This is a genomic window from Ligilactobacillus saerimneri DSM 16049, assembly GCF_000423265.1.
GTDB lineage: Bacteria > Bacillota > Bacilli > Lactobacillales > Lactobacillaceae > Ligilactobacillus > Ligilactobacillus saerimneri.
In genome coordinates, this window is sequence record NZ_AUHQ01000001.1 from 1 (window position 1) to 17,725 (window position 17,725).

The 17,725-nt window shown below is 42.8% G+C and carries 35 protein-coding genes; 4 read left to right on the forward strand and 31 right to left on the reverse strand.

Annotated features, from left to right (window positions below):
* Positions 1-11: 11 nt before the first annotated feature.
* The 31 genes from G541_RS0100005 to G541_RS0100170 form a co-directional block, all read right to left on the reverse strand.
* Entirely contained in the window at positions 12-194 is a 183-nt protein-coding gene (locus G541_RS0100005) for a hypothetical protein (protein WP_027826062.1), read from the reverse strand.
* 194 nt (positions 195-388) lie between these two features.
* Positions 389-532, reverse strand: coding sequence for a hypothetical protein (locus G541_RS10320; RefSeq protein ID WP_155824422.1), 144 nt, complete (start codon positions 530-532; stop codon positions 389-391).
* Positions 533-641: 109 nt separating this feature from the next.
* Positions 642-1,412 carry a hypothetical protein gene (locus G541_RS0100020; protein WP_027826063.1) on the reverse strand — a complete coding sequence of 257 codons (771 nt, stop codon included), beginning with the start codon at positions 1,410-1,412 and terminating at the stop codon, positions 642-644.
* On the reverse strand, positions 1,402-1,935 hold the full coding sequence (locus G541_RS0100025; protein ID WP_027826064.1) for a Panacea domain-containing protein: 534 nt from the start codon (positions 1,933-1,935) through the stop codon (positions 1,402-1,404). The genes G541_RS0100020 and G541_RS0100025 overlap by 11 nt, the downstream gene beginning before the upstream one ends.
* A 90-nt stretch (positions 1,936-2,025) precedes the next feature.
* Positions 2,026-2,454 carry an ArpU family phage packaging/lysis transcriptional regulator gene (locus G541_RS0100030; protein ID WP_027826065.1) on the reverse strand — a complete coding sequence of 143 codons (429 nt, stop codon included), beginning with the start codon at positions 2,452-2,454 and terminating at the stop codon, positions 2,026-2,028.
* Positions 2,455-2,459: 5 nt separating this feature from the next.
* On the reverse strand, positions 2,460-2,942 hold the full coding sequence (locus tag G541_RS0100035) for a hypothetical protein (RefSeq protein WP_027826066.1): 483 nt from the start codon (positions 2,940-2,942) through the stop codon (positions 2,460-2,462).
* Entirely contained in the window at positions 2,939-3,277 is a 339-nt protein-coding gene (locus G541_RS0100040; protein WP_027826067.1) for a hypothetical protein, read from the reverse strand. Before G541_RS0100040 ends, G541_RS0100035 begins: the two co-directional genes overlap by 4 nt.
* Positions 3,246-3,488 carry a DUF3310 domain-containing protein gene (locus G541_RS09040; RefSeq protein ID WP_035162549.1) on the reverse strand — a complete coding sequence of 81 codons (243 nt, stop codon included), beginning with the start codon at positions 3,486-3,488 and terminating at the stop codon, positions 3,246-3,248. The genes G541_RS0100040 and G541_RS09040 overlap by 32 nt, the downstream gene beginning before the upstream one ends.
* Before the next feature lie 2 nt (positions 3,489-3,490).
* Positions 3,491-4,012, reverse strand: a complete 522-nt coding sequence (locus tag G541_RS0100050) for a helix-turn-helix domain-containing protein (protein ID WP_027826068.1) — start codon at positions 4,010-4,012, stop codon at positions 3,491-3,493.
* 31 nt (positions 4,013-4,043) lie between these two features.
* Positions 4,044-4,259 carry a hypothetical protein gene (locus tag G541_RS0100055; RefSeq protein WP_027826069.1) on the reverse strand — a complete coding sequence of 72 codons (216 nt, stop codon included), beginning with the start codon at positions 4,257-4,259 and terminating at the stop codon, positions 4,044-4,046.
* Between the two features lies 1 nt (position 4,260).
* Entirely contained in the window at positions 4,261-4,473 is a 213-nt protein-coding gene (locus tag G541_RS0100060) for a hypothetical protein (RefSeq protein ID WP_027826070.1), read from the reverse strand.
* Positions 4,474-4,487: 14 nt separating this feature from the next.
* Entirely contained in the window at positions 4,488-4,703 is a 216-nt protein-coding gene (locus G541_RS0100065; RefSeq protein ID WP_027826071.1) for a hypothetical protein, read from the reverse strand.
* A complete protein-coding gene (locus tag G541_RS0100070) occupies positions 4,700-4,885 on the reverse strand; it encodes a hypothetical protein (protein WP_027826072.1) in 186 nt (61 codons plus the stop codon). Before G541_RS0100070 ends, G541_RS0100065 begins: the two co-directional genes overlap by 4 nt.
* Positions 4,886-4,999: 114 nt before the next feature.
* Positions 5,000-5,317: a VRR-NUC domain-containing protein gene (locus G541_RS0100080; RefSeq protein WP_027826073.1), complete on the reverse strand. Its 318-nt coding sequence runs from the start codon at positions 5,315-5,317 to the stop codon at positions 5,000-5,002.
* Positions 5,318-5,596: 279 nt separating this feature from the next.
* A complete protein-coding gene (locus G541_RS0100085; protein WP_027826074.1) occupies positions 5,597-7,921 on the reverse strand; it encodes a phage/plasmid primase, P4 family in 2,325 nt (774 codons plus the stop codon).
* Positions 7,922-7,951: 30 nt separating this feature from the next.
* The gene (locus G541_RS0100090) at positions 7,952-8,467 is read right to left on the reverse strand and encodes a DUF669 domain-containing protein (protein ID WP_027826075.1); all 516 of its coding nucleotides are present in this window, start codon (positions 8,465-8,467) and stop codon (positions 7,952-7,954) included.
* A gap of 24 nt (positions 8,468-8,491) precedes the next feature.
* Complete coding sequence (locus G541_RS0100095) at positions 8,492-9,019, reverse strand: NUMOD4 domain-containing protein (protein WP_051174508.1); 528 nt, start codon at positions 9,017-9,019, stop codon at positions 8,492-8,494.
* Positions 9,016-10,368 carry a DEAD/DEAH box helicase gene (locus G541_RS0100100; protein ID WP_027826077.1) on the reverse strand — a complete coding sequence of 451 codons (1,353 nt, stop codon included), beginning with the start codon at positions 10,366-10,368 and terminating at the stop codon, positions 9,016-9,018. The genes G541_RS0100095 and G541_RS0100100 overlap by 4 nt, the downstream gene beginning before the upstream one ends.
* Positions 10,358-11,041, reverse strand: coding sequence for an AAA family ATPase (locus G541_RS0100105; protein WP_027826078.1), 684 nt, complete (start codon positions 11,039-11,041; stop codon positions 10,358-10,360). Before G541_RS0100105 ends, G541_RS0100100 begins: the two co-directional genes overlap by 11 nt.
* 14 nt (positions 11,042-11,055) lie before the next feature.
* Positions 11,056-11,256 carry a hypothetical protein gene (locus tag G541_RS0100110; protein WP_027826079.1) on the reverse strand — a complete coding sequence of 67 codons (201 nt, stop codon included), beginning with the start codon at positions 11,254-11,256 and terminating at the stop codon, positions 11,056-11,058.
* Between the two features lie 18 nt (positions 11,257-11,274).
* On the reverse strand, positions 11,275-11,754 hold the full coding sequence (locus tag G541_RS0100115) for a siphovirus Gp157 family protein (protein ID WP_027826080.1): 480 nt from the start codon (positions 11,752-11,754) through the stop codon (positions 11,275-11,277).
* On the reverse strand, positions 11,747-12,001 hold the full coding sequence (locus G541_RS0100120) for a hypothetical protein (RefSeq protein WP_027826081.1): 255 nt from the start codon (positions 11,999-12,001) through the stop codon (positions 11,747-11,749). The genes G541_RS0100115 and G541_RS0100120 overlap by 8 nt, the downstream gene beginning before the upstream one ends.
* Positions 11,994-12,281, reverse strand: a complete 288-nt coding sequence (locus tag G541_RS0100125; RefSeq protein WP_027826082.1) for a hypothetical protein — start codon at positions 12,279-12,281, stop codon at positions 11,994-11,996. Before G541_RS0100125 ends, G541_RS0100120 begins: the two co-directional genes overlap by 8 nt.
* Before the next feature lie 79 nt (positions 12,282-12,360).
* The gene (locus G541_RS0100130) at positions 12,361-12,654 is read right to left on the reverse strand and encodes a hypothetical protein (RefSeq protein ID WP_027826083.1); all 294 of its coding nucleotides are present in this window, start codon (positions 12,652-12,654) and stop codon (positions 12,361-12,363) included.
* A gap of 13 nt (positions 12,655-12,667) precedes the next feature.
* Positions 12,668-12,820 (reverse strand): hypothetical protein, encoded by a 153-nt coding sequence (locus G541_RS10325; RefSeq protein WP_155824424.1) that lies wholly within the window; start codon positions 12,818-12,820, stop codon positions 12,668-12,670.
* 2 nt (positions 12,821-12,822) lie between these two features.
* The gene (locus G541_RS0100140) at positions 12,823-13,014 is read right to left on the reverse strand and encodes a hypothetical protein (RefSeq protein WP_027826084.1); all 192 of its coding nucleotides are present in this window, start codon (positions 13,012-13,014) and stop codon (positions 12,823-12,825) included.
* A gap of 79 nt (positions 13,015-13,093) precedes the next feature.
* Positions 13,094-13,429 (reverse strand): hypothetical protein, encoded by a 336-nt coding sequence (locus tag G541_RS09045; RefSeq protein ID WP_056941550.1) that lies wholly within the window; start codon positions 13,427-13,429, stop codon positions 13,094-13,096.
* On the reverse strand, positions 13,416-13,538 hold the full coding sequence (locus tag G541_RS10575; RefSeq protein ID WP_258409045.1) for a hypothetical protein: 123 nt from the start codon (positions 13,536-13,538) through the stop codon (positions 13,416-13,418). Before G541_RS10575 ends, G541_RS09045 begins: the two co-directional genes overlap by 14 nt.
* A gap of 370 nt (positions 13,539-13,908) precedes the next feature.
* Complete coding sequence (locus G541_RS0100160; RefSeq protein WP_035162558.1) at positions 13,909-14,106, reverse strand: helix-turn-helix domain-containing protein; 198 nt, start codon at positions 14,104-14,106, stop codon at positions 13,909-13,911.
* Positions 14,103-14,315 (reverse strand): hypothetical protein, encoded by a 213-nt coding sequence (locus G541_RS0100165; protein WP_027826086.1) that lies wholly within the window; start codon positions 14,313-14,315, stop codon positions 14,103-14,105. The genes G541_RS0100160 and G541_RS0100165 overlap by 4 nt, the downstream gene beginning before the upstream one ends.
* 12 nt (positions 14,316-14,327) lie before the next feature.
* Entirely contained in the window at positions 14,328-14,522 is a 195-nt protein-coding gene (locus G541_RS0100170) for an XRE family transcriptional regulator (RefSeq protein WP_338086438.1), read from the reverse strand.
* A 321-nt stretch (positions 14,523-14,843) separates the two neighbouring features.
* On the opposite strand from G541_RS0100170, the gene G541_RS0100175 reads away from it, so the two are divergent.
* The 4 genes from G541_RS0100175 to G541_RS0100190 all read left to right on the forward strand — a co-directional run bounded on the left by G541_RS0100175 (position 14,844) and on the right by G541_RS0100190 (position 17,625).
* Positions 14,844-15,155: a helix-turn-helix domain-containing protein gene (locus tag G541_RS0100175; RefSeq protein ID WP_027826088.1), complete on the forward strand. Its 312-nt coding sequence runs from the start codon at positions 14,844-14,846 to the stop codon at positions 15,153-15,155.
* 6 nt (positions 15,156-15,161) lie between these two features.
* Positions 15,162-15,581: an ImmA/IrrE family metallo-endopeptidase gene (locus G541_RS09050; RefSeq protein WP_051174509.1), complete on the forward strand. Its 420-nt coding sequence runs from the start codon at positions 15,162-15,164 to the stop codon at positions 15,579-15,581.
* A 56-nt stretch (positions 15,582-15,637) separates the two neighbouring features.
* Positions 15,638-16,240 (forward strand): DUF5067 domain-containing protein, encoded by a 603-nt coding sequence (locus G541_RS0100185; protein WP_027826089.1) that lies wholly within the window; start codon positions 15,638-15,640, stop codon positions 16,238-16,240.
* 263 nt (positions 16,241-16,503) lie between these two features.
* A complete protein-coding gene (locus G541_RS0100190) occupies positions 16,504-17,625 on the forward strand; it encodes a site-specific integrase (RefSeq protein WP_027826090.1) in 1,122 nt (373 codons plus the stop codon).
* Positions 17,626-17,725 lie beyond the last annotated feature (100 nt).

Below are 17,725 nucleotides of genomic sequence, written 5' to 3' on the forward strand. Positions count from 1 at the left end.
TCTGCACGGATTTATAATTGACTTAATCGTTCCTCAATCATCGCTTTTAATTCTAACAGATCATTTTTGCTGGCAAGCTCTCTGACGTATTTTTTAGCATAGGAACGATATTGGTACAGACGTTTCTTTTCCTTGTTTTTGTCGTCCCATTTTTTGTTAGCTTTCTTTTTTGCATCACTTAATTTGGTCGTCATCTTTTAGTACATCCTTTAACTCTTGATTGCGTTTTTTAACTTTCTTATATCGCGCTTTAACTCTTAAATCTAAATATACGCTAACCACCACAGCAACTGCTAAGACCATGAATAATAATGAACTCATATCTCTTTTATGCTATGATTGAGGTACATGAAACCAAGGCGATTAGATCGCCCTGGTTTTACTGGAGCTATTGTTTACGCTTTAACTTTTGTTCCAGTTTTATGTTTTCTAGCTCTAGCTTTTTAGATTCTGCTCTTGATTTACGGCGTGCAACCTGTCTATCAAGTAAGTAGCTGATTGCTAGAGCTATTATTATGCCCTCTTTTATCATAGCTAACTCCTTTCCTAATTTAGTAAGGCTTTCTTCCTTACATCTATTATGATACACGTTATATAGTGTATAGTCAACCTATTTATACAAAAAAAGCCTAGTTAACCAACTAGACTTTTAACCATACATGTGCGCAAACAAATAGCACACCCACTAATGTTAATGATGCAGATGCTAAAATAATGATTTTTGTGAATCTCTCATCGAATTTATACTTCGAATCATTATTAAATACTTTCTTCATGGCAATAAACAATGTCATTGTTATTAAGTAAATGAGTATCAAATATAATCCACCAACTACTAGAACATAACCGATATTACCCATGGTTGGATTGTTAACGTTCTTTAAGATATTACCAAATACTTGTACTGAACCCATCAACGCAAACGATAATGCCGTAAAAACGCCTAGTATTCCAACGAATTCAGAGTAGATACCACTAACTTTACCTCTGGCCTCGTCTACTTTCGATGTAATATTTTCAATATCCTTAGATACTCTCGTGATATTGTTACTTATATAATCTCTCTGATGACAACTAAGTTTCACATGACGCTCAAAATGTTTTAGATTTTCGTAATGAACAGTAGTTTTTTCTTTACCCGTTAACTTTGTCAACTGTTCAATGGCACCATTATAGTAACCTTCATTTTTCTCATCTAAGTCAAAAAATACTTTTAACAATTGAAAATCTTCGTTACTCAGTTTATAAATAAACTCACTTATACCTGAATACTCTCTACAAGCCTCTTCTTGTTTACTCAATGTAATTAGATTCTCTCTTAAATTTTTAACTTGATTATTTTCATGTGTTCTGTCACGTGCATAATCGATAAAACAATTCATAAACACACTTACTAGTTCTTCATTTTTCATTTTCTTCTCCGATTAGGAATTTTTCATTATCAATGAAGCATGACTCAATTTCTTCATTTGTATAATCCTCAGCTTCAAATGAATGAATTTCGTCTTCATAGTTTTTCCAACTTGAGTGTCTATGAGTTATATCTACTAATTCCCACGGCTCTATATTAATTAGTTTTTCTACTAACTCCTTTAATTCGCTCATTAAATTGTCACTTAATTCAGTAATATTCATTCTCACAGGATTGACATATATGATTCCTCTATCAATACTTGCTTCTTTGAATTCGCTGTTTATTGGAGTTGCGCCATAATTTTTAAAACTTTGATATACCTTTTCTTCCACAGGGCCATATCTCCATTTAGAAAAACTTCCATCGATCAAAGGGGCTCCATAGTTAGACAAAAAGTATCCTTGTAAAAAAAATAATATCTTTTGTAGTTTTAAATTCGTTACTGGATTGCCTTTTTCCTTAGCAATTTCAATTACAAAGTTTGCTACAGCTAAAGGTTTTTGTAATTCGATACTTTCCATAGCACTTCACTCCTTTCAATAAGAGTATATCATAGCCCGTCAAGCTATATTCAGACACAAAAAAGCCTACCATTTCGGTAGACTTCCTTATTACTTCCACACTCTGAGATCTACTTCTCTCTCTGTGATGTCAGCCAGGCATGACGCAAACTGGCAACAAGCAGTCTGTAGTTTTCCATGGATATATCTCACGGAGCGATAGCTTTCATCAGCGATTGTTTCAGGGCTGATGTGAAGTAGGTAGCACTGGTATAGTAGCTGGGCGCCCGGCGGATTAAGCCTGGTCAATCTTTGGTAGGCTTCCTTAACCTTAACGTCTAAGTCAATCAGCCTGACTAAACTGTCCTCTGTGGGATTGCCAGCCGATGTCCCCCGTGGTTCGCCTGAAATCTGTGGCGACCTAAGACTACTCGGTGATGTGCCTAAAGCAAGGCACACTTTGGCGTAGTCCTCTTTTAAGTATGTGCGGACAGCACGGGCTGTCTCTTTCTCATCTAATCGGGGGAATAGCGTAATCAATCGTATCACCTTTTCCTTAATATAAATCCTAGTCTATATAGCTCTGCTGTCACTGCTGGCAGTCGCTTTGTTTTTCTACCTACTCCGTACAGCTGACCAATCTCATCTAAGCTAGGATAGTTATTAATAAATTTCCCATCCACAGTAAAGATCTGAAATTTGCTGTACTTCGTTGTCCCTAGCTCGTCGTAGTATTCTGATGATGATATCCCGACCCACGAGCAAATATCGTCCACAGTCCAGTCAGGATGGACTTTCTTTAAAGACCTCAGGTACTTGCGACGCTTGTCGGTGTGCATATCAAAAAACTTCTTATGTGTCATCGGGCTATTTTCATTTCTTGGTGGTCGTTTTTTCAGCTGACCCCGCCACTCTAAAACGATTTTCACATCAGGATCATCAGCCGGAGCTTTGTCCATATAGTTGGTCCCGTACCGCTTGAAAAGTCGGGTCGTGGCGTCCAGCATATCTTTTGGCAGTTTGCTCACTTTTTAACCCTCCTCTCCAAACGGTATCCACGCTGAGCCAGGTACTTAGTCACTCTAGCTAGGTTAAATCGATACCACTCAGGATGATATAGCGGACTGCCAGGACCAAGAACAAACTTTCGCACTTCTAAAAGATCACGAAATTTATCACTTTCGCCCGTTTTGGTGTTAATCAGTTCATAATAAACCTTCTCATTTTTCTGATTGTCCTGATGATCTCTCCGCCACTTTTTAAGCTGTTTTTGCTCTTTGCTACCCTGAAAGTCTGGATTTAACCACCAATCGTGGCGCCCAAACTTATCTTCAATTTTTTGTACTAGTGGCATCAGTTTCATCGTCTGCACCTTCATACTTGATTAAACGGTCCATGTAGGTCCCAGCTTTTAAAATATCTTCTTTGCCATTTTTATGTGGAAATCTGAACAGATATTTAATGATATTCAGGATGTAAAAGCCACGGACCCAGGATCTGGGCATGATTACTTCAAACATGTCGAATAGGTCAAACCCGTTGCGCTGGTAGTGTGCTGGTTTAATCAGTTTCATTTTTATGCCTCCTCTAATATTGCTTTCCTTAATTTTTTAATCATGCTTTGTTTGCGCTTAGTGATTGCATACTCGCTAACCCCTTCACGCTGAGCAATTTCTTTCTGTTTCAATCCATTGGCTAGGTCGTCATATATTTGTCTCTGCTTTGCAGTCAGAACATGGCGATATGCCTGCACGATTAAGTATCTTTCATCATCGATATTCTTATCTTCATAAGCTTTAAACGTCATCCATATACCGTCAAAGTCTGAGAAGTGTATCTCATGGCGAAACCATTGGTGATACATATTGTAATCATGATGGTTCATTGCTCTTAACTCTTGATACCACCGGGAACTGATCTCATGTCTGTTACCTTTGCCATCAATTAGGTAATACCCATGCTCATCTTTTGTAATGTTTTCCCAATTAACTTTCCACAAAGCTAACGCATATCCATGAGGCTGATGTGTGTGGTCAATGATTTTCTTAGGCGGTGGGCCCTGAGTCCAGTTTCGAAGATAGTATGCTTTCTTAGTCATACTTCCTCCGGTTCAATAATCCGCTGATTTTTCATGACTTCCACACCCCACAATCAAAGCGCTGCATAAGGTTAACATTATAAGCAATCAGCCCGTAGCGATTAGCCAACCGTTGGACCGTGCTCAGATCATCAAAGTGTCCTGCGTCACTCAGCCGATCAGTAAAAACTAATTCTTTACCATTGATTTCATCTTCGATAAACATCTTGCGGTTTGCTGTTGTCAGCACATAATATTGTCCGTCCATGTTAAACCTCCGTTTCACCACTAACTTGCTCCATCTCATCCAGATATTTTATTATTTCGTTAATATATTTTAGTGCGAAACTAAAAGCGTCTTTGGCTTCCATAGCGTTTTTAACCGGCGCTTTTAATTCGCTACTAAGCCTGTAGTAGTAATATGCTTCGGTCACTTCGTGTTCCGCTTTGTATAATCTTTCCATAATTTCTTTCGGTAACATTGTTGGTACCTCCGTTAAATGCGTTCCATCTCCGTGGTTACTGTTACTTCATAGACGATAAAGCCGTATTTTTCAGCCACGGTCTGGGCCATCTCTTGACTCGGGATCCGTGTAGCATAGTCTGGCTCGCCTAAAAACTCAAACCCGCCCCAGTTTGTTCCCGCTTGTCGTTCGGCCGATACGTAGAAAGCGTCGTTGGTTGTTTTTAGTAAGTAGTAAGTTTCGATCATTTTTGTGCCTCCCCAGTGGCCACCACCACTAGTACATACTCTTTTTTGCCATAAAAAGCGCTGATATGGTCGATTGAATCTGCGCCTTTTTCGCCAAAGATGTCTAGTAACTCCTCATTCAATCCCAGGATTAAATCGTCTGCATTTTTCTTAGTGACCACAATTCCAACAGATTTTTTCATGCTACCCCTCCGTCTTTTTAGCAATAGCTCGCTCATTTTTCAATCGTTTCTCTTTCATTCGACGTAGTTTTTTCTTGATAGTTCGTTTCTTTTTGTGTTTGCGGTTTGCCAATGTTAATCCTCCTCAATCACTTTCAGTGCGTCTTCCACGCTACGACATACCCCGTATAGTACGGGTTTATCCTTGATAAACTCGGCAAAGCGTTTTTGCTCTGGTCTAAGTCTGCCTTTTTTTGTCTTAATCTCTAATAAAATTATTTTTCCATCTTTGTGTCTAAACCCAGTCAGATCAGGCCAACCTTTAGGCGGGCCAGCAATAAACCACCGCCCGTCGGTTGTGCGAACTTTGCCGACATTCGTCCGGATGATAGTACACCCATGCTGCGAAACTGCCAGCATGATCTCTGACTGGATTGTGTGCTCTGCTTTCAATCTGTAATCCTCCTGGGTGTATCGGGGTGCACAGTTAGGGTGCATAGTTAAAACGCCCCAAACCCCTTGATATTAAGGCTTTTTGCCATAGGGTGCATAGTTGGCGAAGTAAAATCCTTTTTCTATATATATTTATTTCTTATTTTTTTTATTGGTGTTTTAAAAACAAACTATGCACCCCAATAATACCCAACCCTCAAACCCTTACTGCCGTAAGGCTTACAGCAGTTATCCACAACCCACCAACCCTGCACCCCAACCCTGCACCCTCTCTACTTTTTACTTAAGAAAGTTCGTTCGGGGGTCTTCAACTTTTCTTAGTCTGACACCCTTGTAAAAACGTTTGCCCTTGACAGTTTTCTTTTCAAATCGCTTCTGCACTTCTTTGCCAAACTTCACGCTTGAGTACTGGTGCTCGCCGTTTTCCAACGCCCACCGTCTGTAAGCCTGGTAAAATTCGCCTGGTCTGACGGTCGCGCCTTCCTCAACTTCGCAACAATCAGCGACAAACCGCTCGATGATGTCCATCTCTTTGCGGTAGGTCTTAATCATCTCTCGCATTGCTGCCGTGGGTGTCAATCCCTCGGACTGCCAGGCGATAGCCCCATCGACGATCCAGCTCAGGATCCCTGGTTGCTCTCGGTCTAGCTTGGCTTCGAGATTTTTGTCGACCTCTTCAAGTGGCACCTGGTGCGTAAACGGCACGCCGATTAACCGGCGCCAAATACCGTCATCGGTCCCACGGATAAATGGCAGATGATTGGTAGCCATCCATAGCTTGAACTTTGGCACGAATTCGAAGTCTGCACCATACATAAACCGCGCAACCATCTTGTCGCCCCCGGTCATCTGCTTTAAAAGCGACTCGTCCAGCCGATCGCCTTCATTGGCTTCACTAGAGATGACCAGCCGTGCATTTTCCAGGCGGGCGATGTCAGATGTGGGCCCACTCTGTGAGCGCTTGGTCATGATCGATGAAACCTGCATTGTCATCGCGTAGTTTCCTAAGGCTTTGGCGATGGTATTCATAAAGACTGACTTACCATTGCGCCCATTTCCGAGCAAGATAAACATCACTTGCTCCACTGTGGACGCCGTGGCTGAGTAGCCAACCATTTTTTGCACTTCATGGATCAGGGCTTTATCCCCCTGAAAAGTCGTGTCTAAAAATTTCAGCCACTGCTCACAGCCCGTGGTATCACTGAACTCAGTGCCAGTGATCTTAGAGAACATCTTTTCACGATCGGACGGGTATAAAATTCCGGACGATAGGTCCACATAGCCCGCTGGGGTGTTGAGTAGCATACCGTCACGGTCCCACTCATCGTGGCCAACCGCGATATGGTGCTGAACTTCTTCGACCATATTTTTTTTGCTACGATTGCTCCGTGACTTGCTCTTAAATTTCGCCCATTTTTTCAGGGCTTCCTCTGGATCTGCTTCTTCAGATACATGGACTTTTTCATCATCCATGGCGTCCACTACCTTGTCTGCTGCTTCTAAAATTCGGCCACTTTTATCAACTTCCCAGTAGGTGCCGTTGTAGTAATACCAACTTTTATCAATATATGAATACCTGAAGTAGTTACCGTAAATGTCAAGGAATCGCTGGGCGTTCCCCATGTCATCCCACGTTCGTGGTGGTTTCGGTTTGTTTTTATTAAGAAAGTCTAAACCACCGTATTTGAGTGGTTGGCGATCGTCTCGCTTCGGATTGTAGACGTTTTGCGTTTCGTTGATTGCTTTATATAGCAATCCCGCCCCATAGCTGGTTTTTCCGTGCTTTTCATCGTATTTATCGCGGTAGAGAGAGGACTGACGAAAAATTTCATCCATTTTTTGAAAGTCCTTACCCGTCCAGAAAGCCAAGTCATTGGCAAAGGCCATGTCAGCCTCCGACTGCGATGGATAAAACTGCTCCCAACCACCGTACATCAGTACCTTAAAGCGAGCGCCGGTCGTGCTGTTGCTGGCTTTTTCGATGATTTCATCGGTAGTCAGATTGTTTTCATAGTGCTCATACCGCTTTGGCATTGGAAAAACTTTATCTTTCCCAATGTAGTGCGTGTATGCCGGTGTCAGATCGACCTCTTTTACTTCCCGACTGCCACCGATAGTCCAACCAGTGAGAGCGAAAAAGCGACCCGAGTCGTACATTTCGAAGTGACCACGGCGACGGCGATCGCCTGGGATCTTACCCTTAACAATGATGTGGATCCCCTCTCTACTCGTGGATATTTCGGCATAACTGCCACCAGTGAGCTTTAAGGCGTGCGCCACTTCGTTACTATCGGGATCAAGGTTACTGCCGTTGATATAGGTGTCAATGTCGTCGCCGATATGGTCTAAATCCACGCCGGCATAGCCATTGGCGAAGTAAAACGCCAGACCACCTTTATCCAGTTTCATCTTTTCAGCAGCTGCGACCGCGGTATTGAAGTCCGACCAAGTATCCTGGTTGGTCGATGATCCCGGACCCCCAGTCCAGGGGTCGACTGGAATTTTATTGAATTTTTTCTTTTTTTCTTGCCACTCCAGACGGTAAAGCCCCCACTGCCGGACTTTTTTTAGTTCTTCTGGAATCCCCTCGATGTTGGTCTGCACGCTCTCACCTCCTCGCTGTCACTATAAAAATTAAAATGGTAAGTCACTGTCAGTAATCCCTGCACCCACGTCTGGTTGTGACTGTTGTTTTTTCTTAAAGACGTGCTGTACTTGTGGGAATTTGGTTTTATCAAAGTTATTTGGCCAAGTGCTGTTGCGAGTTTCGCCACCGTCCTTTGGTGTGTATACGTTAATTTTTAAGCGGACTGGCTTGTTAACCAGCTGTTTAGTTAGTTCTTCAAAGCTATTGATCTCAGTCCCTTCAGGAATGCCTGCAGCTTCAAAAACATACTGCATATCGCCTAGTTCAAAGTCACCCGTTTCACGGTTTGGCCACATGAAGTGTGTGTAGTAGCGGTTGTGTGCCTTACCGTTGGTATCTGGTAAAGCTTGATCTAAGTCGTTACGGACCACCATTGAGATACTGATATACTCAGTACCTTTTTTAGTGGCATCGTGCTTGACTCTTGTGATGATCATTTCGTATTGGCCTGCTGGGAATAAATCGTTACGTTCGTTGTTTTTATAATTTGTAGTAAATTGCATCTTTATAATCTCCATTCGTTTTATTTAATTTTCGCTTTTCCATTTGAACCCATAAGCTGTATTGATTTCGCCATGAATAGCTTTGCTAATGTTTGAGGGGAAACCATTTACTGCTCTAGCAGCATCAGTTAAGGTTTTGTATTTACCTATCTTTTTTCCATCCATTGAGTACTGGCAGACCCATTTCAGCCCTTTTCTTCGAGAAATACTGCCTTTCCATTTACAATTCCCATAATTAGCGTTGTATTGATTAGTGCACCATTCTAAATTTTCAACATAATTGTTATGCCGATTTTCATCTTTATGGTTAACTTGTGGATATTGCTTTGGATTTGGTATGAAAGTTTGTGCGACAAGTCGATGGATGAAAAAGGCTTGAAAGTGGCCGTTCTTGCACAACCTGATTTTGTAATAATTCGTATTCTTTTTATCAAGTGTACTTCGTATAATGCCGCCTTTAGTTCCTCTTCTTCTCTTACTTCTAATCCTTCCAAGTGTACTTACTTGATACAATCCTTCGTAGTCTTTTATATCTTTCCAGATTTCGCTCATAGCCATCCTCTCTCTTTCATTTGATACCAAGTCCATCCACGCTTGTACCCTTTTGCTTCGGCATAGGCTTTCAGCTCAGCCACGGATTTTAATTCACTTGGTTTTTTATTTGTCAGATAGTCAGTCTTAAAGACAAAACTGGTATCGATTTTTTCTAGTTTCGCTTCTTTTTTAATTTCTACTTCGTCACTCTCCACTTCCCAGATGTGCCCACACATCGGGCAAAGTGTGACACGAGCGGGTACGACTGCAAAGCATTGCGGACAAGTTTTGATCGCTGGTCCTGAGCTACCGCCCGACCGCTGTTTTTTCTTTTCGCGATCTTCCAGCGTCCACTGCCGGTCCTGCTGTGGTACTCCAAACCGGTCAACGTTGCCCACCTGGTCGATGATGACGGCTTGCTTTCCTGGTTTGTATCGCATGCACCTCATTGACTGCTGGATATACAGTACCAGCGACTCAGTCGGCCGGAGCATGACCACACACGAGCAGTCAGGAACGTTAAAGCCCTCACTGACCAAATCCACGTTACAGAGCACCTGGATCTTACCCGACTTAAAGTCAGCCATAATCCTGTCCCGCTCTCGCTGTGGCGTTTTACTATCGGCGTGACACGCTGGTATGCCTGCTTGATTAAACCAGTCGGCGACCTGCTTAGAGAAGTCTATCGCGTGGCAGTAGACAATTGTCTTTAGCCCGCTTGCTTTTTCTTTCCAGGTGTCGACCACGTCTGAAAAGATGATCCTTTGCGCCATCTTGTCCATTGAGGCGGCTGTAAAATCGCCCGTGGATGATTTTTTTAAATCTGTCAGATCAGCCGTGTTTGGTGCATAGACCGTGGCATTCGACAGCCGATTATGCTGGATCAACCACGCCACCTGAGGCCCTTCGACCATGACTTCATAGATATCCTTAAAGCCTTTGCCCGACATTCGCCATGGCGTGGCTGTAAACCCGAGCCGTGGCACGTCATGGAAAAAGCTGTATATCGTACGATAGCTTTCAGCCAGCGAGTGGTGCGTTTCGTCCGTGATAATCAGAGCTGGACGAGCAACCCCTCGCTTTTTTATTTTGTTTTTTACGCGGATTGGCGTTGATATCAGCACTTTTTTCATGTCAACTTCATCCGCGATAAATGTTTCGTAGATCTGGGCGATCAGCTCCCGTCTGTGAACTAAAAAGAGCACCCGCCCGCCTTTTTCAGTTGTCATTCGGGCGATTTCAGCGATAATCACTGACTTGCCCGAGCCAGCTGGCGATTGGATCAGCACCGACTTATGACCCTCAGCTAGGCGCTGTCTGGCTTCGTTTATGGCCCGTAGTTGGTAGTCGTATGGTTTAAACGGCATTGCTGTCACTCTTTTCAAAGTTAAAGAGTTCATCAATCGGGCATGACTTACGCCCGTCTAAACGATTTTTTGCAAAAGCTCCGCTGTCGCCTTCCAGGATCACCCAGCGACTTTTATCATCAGGCTTTACGATCAAACGCCCAACTACATCACATAAACCCATCACGACGTTACGGACTGAATCCCGCAAGTCTGGCGCAAACTGGTTAAATTGCTGACCAGTTGGCATGATGATTTGCTGGGTGGTTTCCCAGGCAGTGATATACACATTGAGCGGCATGTCAAAGATCCACTCGATGAATCTTAAAAAGTAGTTTTTCCACTGTGCGAAGTGCTGGATCTCGTTTGTGATCCCGTTTTTGCTCTCGCGCCCACGCTCTTGCAACCAGATGTTGGCGAAGTTCGTGAGATCATCAATGATAAGGTTGTCATACTCTGCCGGTTTAAATTGATTGGCCCACATCTCTAAGTCTTCGGCTGGCTTTCTGGCGTCGATCTTCCAACCGGCGTCAAAGTGACCTGCTAAGACCTTGAAAGAGTTAGAAAAGCCTAGTAAATAGGTTTTCCCCTTTAAGTTCTTAGCTGCCGATGTTTTACCAAAGCCTTGTTGACCATAGACTAAAATTCGCCAGTCACTGTATCGGCTTAATTTATCCATATTAATTGCTGGCATTTAATCCACCTCTTTTAATCCTCTTTGCGCTCCTCCAGGATTTCGACATTACGCAACGCATAATCTAGGCAAGTTTCAACTAATACACTCATAGAGATACCCGTTTCGCTTGCAATATCTTTAATCTTTCCGTGGATGTCGGATGGTACGTAGACTGGGCGCATATATACATTCTTACGACGTTGCTTCTTTAAAATTAATTTTTCTTTTGTCATGATAGTTCCTCCAATTTATTACATAATCTGTGTGCCACGGTTTGGCTTCAGCTCTGCCCCCGGCACGTCCACGCCAGCCTTGAGAGCTTTATAGAGTGCTGTTTTATCAGCGCTGACTGTATTTTTCTCTCTGATATACTCAGCCGGCAAGTCGTCTAAACTTTTTACAACTACGCTGGCCCTGTAATTCCGTGGCTTTAAAATGTGATTTTTGGTCTGGACTTTCTTTATACCCGCGTCATCAAGTGCTTCGGTCAGGTAGTCCATCAGTGACTTTGCTTTGCGTTCAGTGGCTCTTTGCTTATCTAAAAGCTCCACTCTCCGCTCTTTAGCCCACTCGATATCACTTTTTAGCTCGTCGATCATAGTGGCGATATAGTCCAGCTTGACCTCTCTTTCGTCCTGGATCGCTTCTAGAGTGTCGATCAGGGCTTGACCTTCAAGGTCAGAGTCCACCAGCTGGCGATATGTGTCGTTCAATTCAAAGAGATTACTCACTCTCTTCCACCTCCCTCAGTTTCTGTCTGGCTTTTTCCAATCGGTCCATAGCTTTTTGATAGAACTCGTTGACGTCTTTAAAGGCTTGCAAATCGTCCCCTTTCTGTGGTGGACCGAATTGCTTCAACGTCAACTTGCACGCTGACACAATGTATTCCCAATGTGCTACCTTTGCGGTATACTTATCACGTAAAAACTTTTTTTCTGAGTCCGCTGCAACGGGCTCTTTTTTTGTACTCTTATTCATTTTTCTCTCCGTTTTCAAAATTATTTTTAAAAACTTTTTCAATTGCTCCAGTTAACTCCTGGATGGCTTTTTCTCCGTTTCCTACTTGAAATTGATACCCAAGGTCCACATATGTTGCTTGAGCAAGTATTTCTCCTACTTCTCCGGCTGTAAAAAGCTCTTCGCAAGTATCAAGATTATTGTGTATGATTTTTTTGACATCAAACTTTTTATCGTCTAACCAGGATATTTCTGCAATCATTGTTCCGATCAGATTAATCATTTTTTTCTTATCTTTCATAATCCGGATCCCACTCCTTTCTTAAATCTGTCAAATCATAAGCGCCTTAGCTCTTATGTCTGTCACGTCTTTCTTGCTCCTATAAAATTTCTGGATGTTTTTTCTTTAGTTCCTCTATGTCTGATTTTTTGAATTTATTTTTATATTTGCCGCATGCCAAGGGTTCAAAAATCTCATAAAATTCTATTCGCCTACGGTAGAATTTTGACTCTGACATCCCCAAAAGCTCAGCTGTTTCTCCTACCTTAAGCAGCCGTTCTTCTTTTTCTGTCTTCGTCTGAGGTGTGGATGTCGCTTCATTGATCCGCTCTGCCAGTCTCTTTAAGGCTTCAGGACTTAGGCTTTCCACCCAAGTCATGTCATCAATCATCATGGTGGCTACCGCCTTAGTCAGTCAGCTCTGGGTGTGTGACCATGATCCAGGCTACATCCACAGCCATGATAATCAGCGTAAACATGCCACCCCACCAACTTCCAGTCTTTAAAAACATTCCGACTAGCATGGCGAGTGCGTATTCACTTAATCTTCGTCCTGTCATCGTCATCCCTCCTGGTCTTCCAAATAAATATCTGACATACCTAGTAAGTCGCAAATATTAACGATCGTATTGTTATACATATCTTGGATTTCTGGTATTGTAGCGGGCCGTCCGTCCACTGTGACGTTCCCCTCTGACTTTCCTATCGAGTAAAGCCACTCTAGCGCTTCTCTGACGTTTTCGAACTCTGTCATTTTTTCTCCTCCTGGATATACTTTTTAATCTCCACTGCTATGCCACATAAGATGCATAGCAGAATGATTGCCAAAGATGTCACTTGCCGTCACCTCCCGGGATCATATCCACGCGGTATCCGTTCTCGTGGATGATGTTCTCTGCTGAAATTGAGGCAATCAGCTCACCTTTTTTTGTGCGGATATTGATCACTTCATAACGCTTGCCCTTAATCGTGATCGCCGGATCACCATAAACTGGCTTCATCCGCACCCTAAGCCCTTGCGCAGTTTCGCAATCGTCTTGTGTAATCACTGCCAAGGTCTCGGGGTTCTCTTCGTCTGTCTCCACGATGATCCGCGCCACCTCGTCCATCGGGGTGTTGATGTCGTCGGTCATCTCTTTAAATTCTTCAATCGTTCTACACATCTTCATCACTCCAATCTTCTTCCTCGCCTGGCTCTGAATACTCCCAGGTATGCTCTCCGTAGTAGTCCTGCTCATCTTGCCAGTCAAGATATGACTGATACTCTTCTGGGTTCATATACGTCCGCCTACTTTCTTTAAAAATGAAACTTTGCTACTATTAATGTGTTCAAGAATTGTCTTCTTTATAAGCAAAGGAGTTGATGTCGTAATGACAAAGTTTTTGAACGAAACTGTGCCTGCGTAATCGATTAATCACCCAGCCTTTTACGTTGGCGGGCTGATCTCGTCACCGGTACGATAATCCGGACAAGGAAAGTTCAAGCCCACACTTGAACTAGTACTAGCCGACGGTAAACCCGATTAATCTTTTGCTTCAATTGCAGTGCTGGGCGACGATACCAGCCAAGTATTGATGGTTAGCTGGAGATGATCGCTAGGCTTTAAAAATTTCGCAACCTGTTCGGGCTCCAGACCAAGCAGGTTTTTTATTTTTCAAAAAACTCATTCATATCGACATTGTTAAAGGTTTGTTTTACTCGACTAAGTAAGTCAAACCCAGGATTAACAAAGTTCCTTTCTAATTTTGTGTAGTGTGAATATGAAACACCCAATCTAGCGGCCATTTCTTGTTGAGTTAGTTGCTCTTGCTTGCGTAGCTTCAAAAATGCTTTACTGGCAGTCATAGTGACCACTCTTTCTTCCACGCTTTGTACTCTTCGATAATTTTTTCTTGAGTCAAATCCAAATCATCAAAGTAAGTCACTCCGTCATTTATACGTTCTGGCCAAAGTACCCAGGCTTCTTGTTCTGAGTCATAGACCAAGGTTCCGCCAAAGTCATCGTCGATCCACATAGAGTACTTACTGTAATTTTCTCGTTCGAATTCGATCATTTTTTCGCCTTCCTATTTAATCTTTAGATCCCTCATTACTTTTAGGATGAATCGTGCTCCTGCTGGTGCATCTTTGCGTCCAGATAGATAATCACGAGCGTCCTGTACATTTAAGCCATACATAGCAGCTAGAGTGGCGACTGACGTGTCATTTTCATCTAGCCACTTTAATATTTTGTTTCTTCCACTTTCTGTGGTTGGCATCATCGACACCTCCTCTTTTTTATTCCTACCCCCCCACCGCAAACGAAAGATATTTACATAGATGTTTTCGTAGAAAAAACGTTGACTTATTTTATACATTCGTATAAAATGAAAGCGTAGTAAAAACGCTATAAAACAACCTTTTAAGACCTTCAACCCTTTTATTGTCTATGGTTGTTCATAGCTATTTATCTATGTTTTTTTCTATGCTTTTATCTATGAATTTATCTTACGTGAATTATATTATTACGTTTCGTATAAAAAGTCAACACTTAAACTTACATTTCGTATAATATTTTTCCGTACAATCGGAGGAATGTTGCTATGACACTGTTTGATCGAATAAAAAATCTTAGTGTAAAAAATGGTAAGTCTCTGCAACAAGTGGCTGATGAGCTCGGCTTTAGTAGCAATCTTTTTTATAGATGGCAAAAGAGTGAGCCTAAAGCTAAGGACGTGGCCAAAGTTGCCGACTACTTCCACGTATCGACTGACTACTTACTTGGTCGGGACGATCCAGAACAACAGCCCGTGGATGTGGCTGACAAAAAATCTTTGCTCACTTATCAGGGCATACCACTGTCCGACGAGGATCGTGAGCTTATCATCCGCCTTATGAGAGGCAGTAGGGAGTGATTTTTATTGGATGAAATCATCACATGGCTACTTAACTATGCTTTCGAGCATGGTGTCGGAGTAGTCACGACTACTGATCTCAACCCGGATATCCCATCCACAGCTTTTGCAGCTGAAAGAAAAATACTTATCAACTTAAAGTGGAGAAACTCAGCTGAAATTCCCTTCTCGATCGCTCACGAAATTGGGCACATTCTGAATGGCGATGATGGCAAATTTATGCTGACATCAGTAGCTCACAGTAAAGCTGAGCACGATGCAAACCTTGTCGCTTTCCAAATCCTTAGAGAGTGGGCAGAGAGTCATGATGTGGATGTATCCGAGCCCTACCTTTTTATGTCGTGCTTTGCTATCCCATGTAAGCTGAGTGATCAGGTGGCGGAGGAATATGCTCGGTATGACTTTAAAGGGGGTGTTGCCGAGTAAGGGAGAGAGAGGAATGTCGTCTGTCGGTTAAAGTAAATTTTAGGGAGTTTATACATATGTCAAAAAAGATTGGTATTTTAGTGCTTACCACGGTTTTATGCTTAGGGCTTGCAGCTTGCGGATCAACCAAAAGCACTGATAGTGGGAAGAAAGAAACTAAGACTGAGCACAAGGCAACTAAAACTAAGAAAAAAGTTTCGTCTAGCTCGTCATCAGTTAAACCTGATCCTAACGCTTCCGAGCGTCCGTGGACGTATAAAGACGGTGTCTATGACGCTGGCATCGAAACTTATCGCTTTACCAAGTGGGAAGTGCGCGATGCCTTAGAGGATGGCAAAAAAGCTTTAGTTCTTTACTGTGACATCACTAACAACTCAACTAAAGAGCAAGATCCATCTAATATATATTTAGTTGTACAAGCTTATCAGAAAAATGATACATCTGATGTTGATTTAAACACTTCGACTGGGCTTCCAAATGATGAGCTGCAACAATATAGCAAAGCCTTATACAACAAACTTTTACCAGGAAAAACTGTTAAAGCTGTCATGATTTTTACGCTTGATAATACCAAGAATCCTGTGAAAGTAACTTTTGAAGATCCTGAATTCAATGTCATCGGGTCTAAAAATTACAACATTGCAGATAAGCTCAAGTAACATAAAAAGCCCGCAATCCGCGGGCTTCACTAAGACACTATATCGAACATATTTTCTATATAAAAAAGCCCCCGCTTTCAGGACGTACCTGCTACTAATGTAGTGCGGAGGGGTTTGATCTACTTTTATTTTAACGACTGTTGCATAAAATGCAATAGTCAACCATCCGATTTTTTCGGATAACTCATGACCAGCGCCCTGATGTCTTTAGAAGCTGTGGCTGTTGCCACGTCTTTCTTGCTTCCACAGAGGAGGCACTATATATGGCAACTTTTAAAAAATACAAGACTAGAAAAGGTATGCTTTGGCGATATCAGGTATGTATCACTGATCCAATGACTGGCAAAAAACGCTTCAAGTCAAAGTCGGGCTTCGCTACTAAGCGTGACGCTAAAATCGCAGCAGACGAGCTTGAAAAGCAAATCCACACTGGTGGATATAGCCAGGCTAGTGACATCACTTTTTCAGAGCTTGCGGACATGTGGCTTGAGTCCTACCAGCTGACTGTCCGCGACTCAACTTTCAGAGTTTCTGAGACAATGCTGCGAAAAAACATCCTGCCAGTTTTTGGTCATAAAAAGGTAGTCAACATCACTACTTTGGACTGCCAGCGTGTGGCAAATAAATGGAGCAAAGAGGTAGTCACCTTTAACAAGCGTGTCCACCTCTTGCAGCGGATACTCCGTTATGCTCGCAACCTTCAGATCATCGACCGTGTGCCGACTGAGGCTGTGATCATGCCGAGAGTAAAAAAAGCCGACAGCTCCAAAAACTTTTACACACGTGAGGAACTGCAGCTTTTCTTAGAGCACGCCAAAAAGCTTTTTGATGTGCAAACCTATACACTTTTTAGGTTACTAGCTTTTTCAGGTTTGCGCAAGGGCGAGGCGCTGGCACTTACCTGGGCAGACATCCACTTCGATGATGGTTATGTGGATGTCACTAAAACGGTAGCTATCGGTGCGGATTGTACACCTATCATCCACGAGCCCAAAACAAAAGCGAGCATCAGGCGGGCTTACATCGATCAAAAGACGATGGATGCCTTGAAAGACTGGCGGGCTCTTAGGGCCTACTACTCTCTGAAATCAGCGCAGAGTGAGAGCATGGTTTTTTCGAATAAAAAAAATAAGCCTCTCGAAGGCACCTATCTTTTGCAAAAAATAAAAATCGCAGCTAGTGAGGCGGGCTTGCATCGTATCACTTTGCACGGCTTCCGCCACACCTACGCCACCCTAGCAGCTCAGGGTGGCATGCCGATTAAAGAGCTGCAAGCTCAACTCGGCCACACTGATGTCCAGACCACGCTTAACATCTACACGTCCATCACGGACGAGCAACGTCAAGGCACGGCGGATCGGTACACAGCCTTTGTGAACTTCTAAAAAAGTTCATACTAAAATTCATACTTTTTTGGTCGTTCGTGACATTTCACGATAAATCATTAACCCGTGAAACCGCACAATGACGGTGTTTTACGGGTTT

What these genes read in the sequence shown, in the direction of transcription:
- G541_RS10325 (WP_155824424.1), bottom strand. Translation starts at nt 12,820, where the DNA reads ATGACAGGACGAAGATTAAGTGAATACGCACTCGCCATGCTAGTCGGA.
- G541_RS0100105 (WP_027826078.1), bottom strand. Translation starts at nt 11,041, where the DNA reads ATGCCAGCAATTAATATGGATAAATTAAGCCGATACAGTGACTGGCGA.
- G541_RS09045 (WP_056941550.1), bottom strand. Translation starts at nt 13,429, where the DNA reads ATGAAGATGTGTAGAACGATTGAAGAATTTAAAGAGATGACCGACGAC.
- G541_RS0100100 (WP_027826077.1), bottom strand. Translation starts at nt 10,368, where the DNA reads ATGCCGTTTAAACCATACGACTACCAACTACGGGCCATAAACGAAGCC.
- G541_RS0100065 (WP_027826071.1), bottom strand. Translation starts at nt 4,703, where the DNA reads ATGATCGAAACTTACTACTTACTAAAAACAACCAACGACGCTTTCTAC.
- G541_RS0100120 (WP_027826081.1), bottom strand. Translation starts at nt 12,001, where the DNA reads ATGAATAAGAGTACAAAAAAAGAGCCCGTTGCAGCGGACTCAGAAAAA.
- G541_RS0100095 (WP_051174508.1), bottom strand. Translation starts at nt 9,019, where the DNA reads ATGAGCGAAATCTGGAAAGATATAAAAGACTACGAAGGATTGTATCAA.
- G541_RS0100130 (WP_027826083.1), bottom strand. Translation starts at nt 12,654, where the DNA reads ATGATGATTGATGACATGACTTGGGTGGAAAGCCTAAGTCCTGAAGCC.
- G541_RS0100040 (WP_027826067.1), bottom strand. Translation starts at nt 3,277, where the DNA reads ATGAAACTGATGCCACTAGTACAAAAAATTGAAGATAAGTTTGGGCGC.
- G541_RS0100055 (WP_027826069.1), bottom strand. Translation starts at nt 4,259, where the DNA reads ATGGACGGACAATATTATGTGCTGACAACAGCAAACCGCAAGATGTTT.
- G541_RS0100160 (WP_035162558.1), bottom strand. Translation starts at nt 14,106, where the DNA reads ATGACTGCCAGTAAAGCATTTTTGAAGCTACGCAAGCAAGAGCAACTA.
- G541_RS0100170 (WP_338086438.1), bottom strand. Translation starts at nt 14,522, where the DNA reads ATGATGCCAACCACAGAAAGTGGAAGAAACAAAATATTAAAGTGGCTA.
- G541_RS0100140 (WP_027826084.1), bottom strand. Translation starts at nt 13,014, where the DNA reads ATGACAGAGTTCGAAAACGTCAGAGAAGCGCTAGAGTGGCTTTACTCG.
- G541_RS0100025 (WP_027826064.1), bottom strand. Translation starts at nt 1,935, where the DNA reads ATGGAAAGTATCGAATTACAAAAACCTTTAGCTGTAGCAAACTTTGTA.
- G541_RS10575 (WP_258409045.1), bottom strand. Translation starts at nt 13,538, where the DNA reads ATGAACCCAGAAGAGTATCAGTCATATCTTGACTGGCAAGATGAGCAG.
- G541_RS0100190 (WP_027826090.1), top strand. Translation starts at nt 16,504, where the DNA reads ATGGCAACTTTTAAAAAATACAAGACTAGAAAAGGTATGCTTTGGCGA.
- G541_RS0100020 (WP_027826063.1), bottom strand. Translation starts at nt 1,412, where the DNA reads ATGAAAAATGAAGAACTAGTAAGTGTGTTTATGAATTGTTTTATCGAT.
- G541_RS0100165 (WP_027826086.1), bottom strand. Translation starts at nt 14,315, where the DNA reads ATGATCGAATTCGAACGAGAAAATTACAGTAAGTACTCTATGTGGATC.
- G541_RS0100125 (WP_027826082.1), bottom strand. Translation starts at nt 12,281, where the DNA reads ATGAAAGATAAGAAAAAAATGATTAATCTGATCGGAACAATGATTGCA.
- G541_RS0100060 (WP_027826070.1), bottom strand. Translation starts at nt 4,473, where the DNA reads ATGTTACCGAAAGAAATTATGGAAAGATTATACAAAGCGGAACACGAA.
- G541_RS0100005 (WP_027826062.1), bottom strand. Translation starts at nt 194, where the DNA reads ATGACGACCAAATTAAGTGATGCAAAAAAGAAAGCTAACAAAAAATGG.
- G541_RS10320 (WP_155824422.1), bottom strand. Translation starts at nt 532, where the DNA reads ATGATAAAAGAGGGCATAATAATAGCTCTAGCAATCAGCTACTTACTT.
- G541_RS0100070 (WP_027826072.1), bottom strand. Translation starts at nt 4,885, where the DNA reads ATGAAAAAATCTGTTGGAATTGTGGTCACTAAGAAAAATGCAGACGAT.
- G541_RS0100185 (WP_027826089.1), top strand. Translation starts at nt 15,638, where the DNA reads ATGTCAAAAAAGATTGGTATTTTAGTGCTTACCACGGTTTTATGCTTA.
- G541_RS0100050 (WP_027826068.1), bottom strand. Translation starts at nt 4,012, where the DNA reads ATGACTAAGAAAGCATACTATCTTCGAAACTGGACTCAGGGCCCACCG.
- G541_RS09040 (WP_035162549.1), bottom strand. Translation starts at nt 3,488, where the DNA reads ATGAAACTGATTAAACCAGCACACTACCAGCGCAACGGGTTTGACCTA.
- G541_RS0100175 (WP_027826088.1), top strand. Translation starts at nt 14,844, where the DNA reads ATGACACTGTTTGATCGAATAAAAAATCTTAGTGTAAAAAATGGTAAG.
- G541_RS0100090 (WP_027826075.1), bottom strand. Translation starts at nt 8,467, where the DNA reads ATGCAATTTACTACAAATTATAAAAACAACGAACGTAACGATTTATTC.
- G541_RS0100110 (WP_027826079.1), bottom strand. Translation starts at nt 11,256, where the DNA reads ATGACAAAAGAAAAATTAATTTTAAAGAAGCAACGTCGTAAGAATGTA.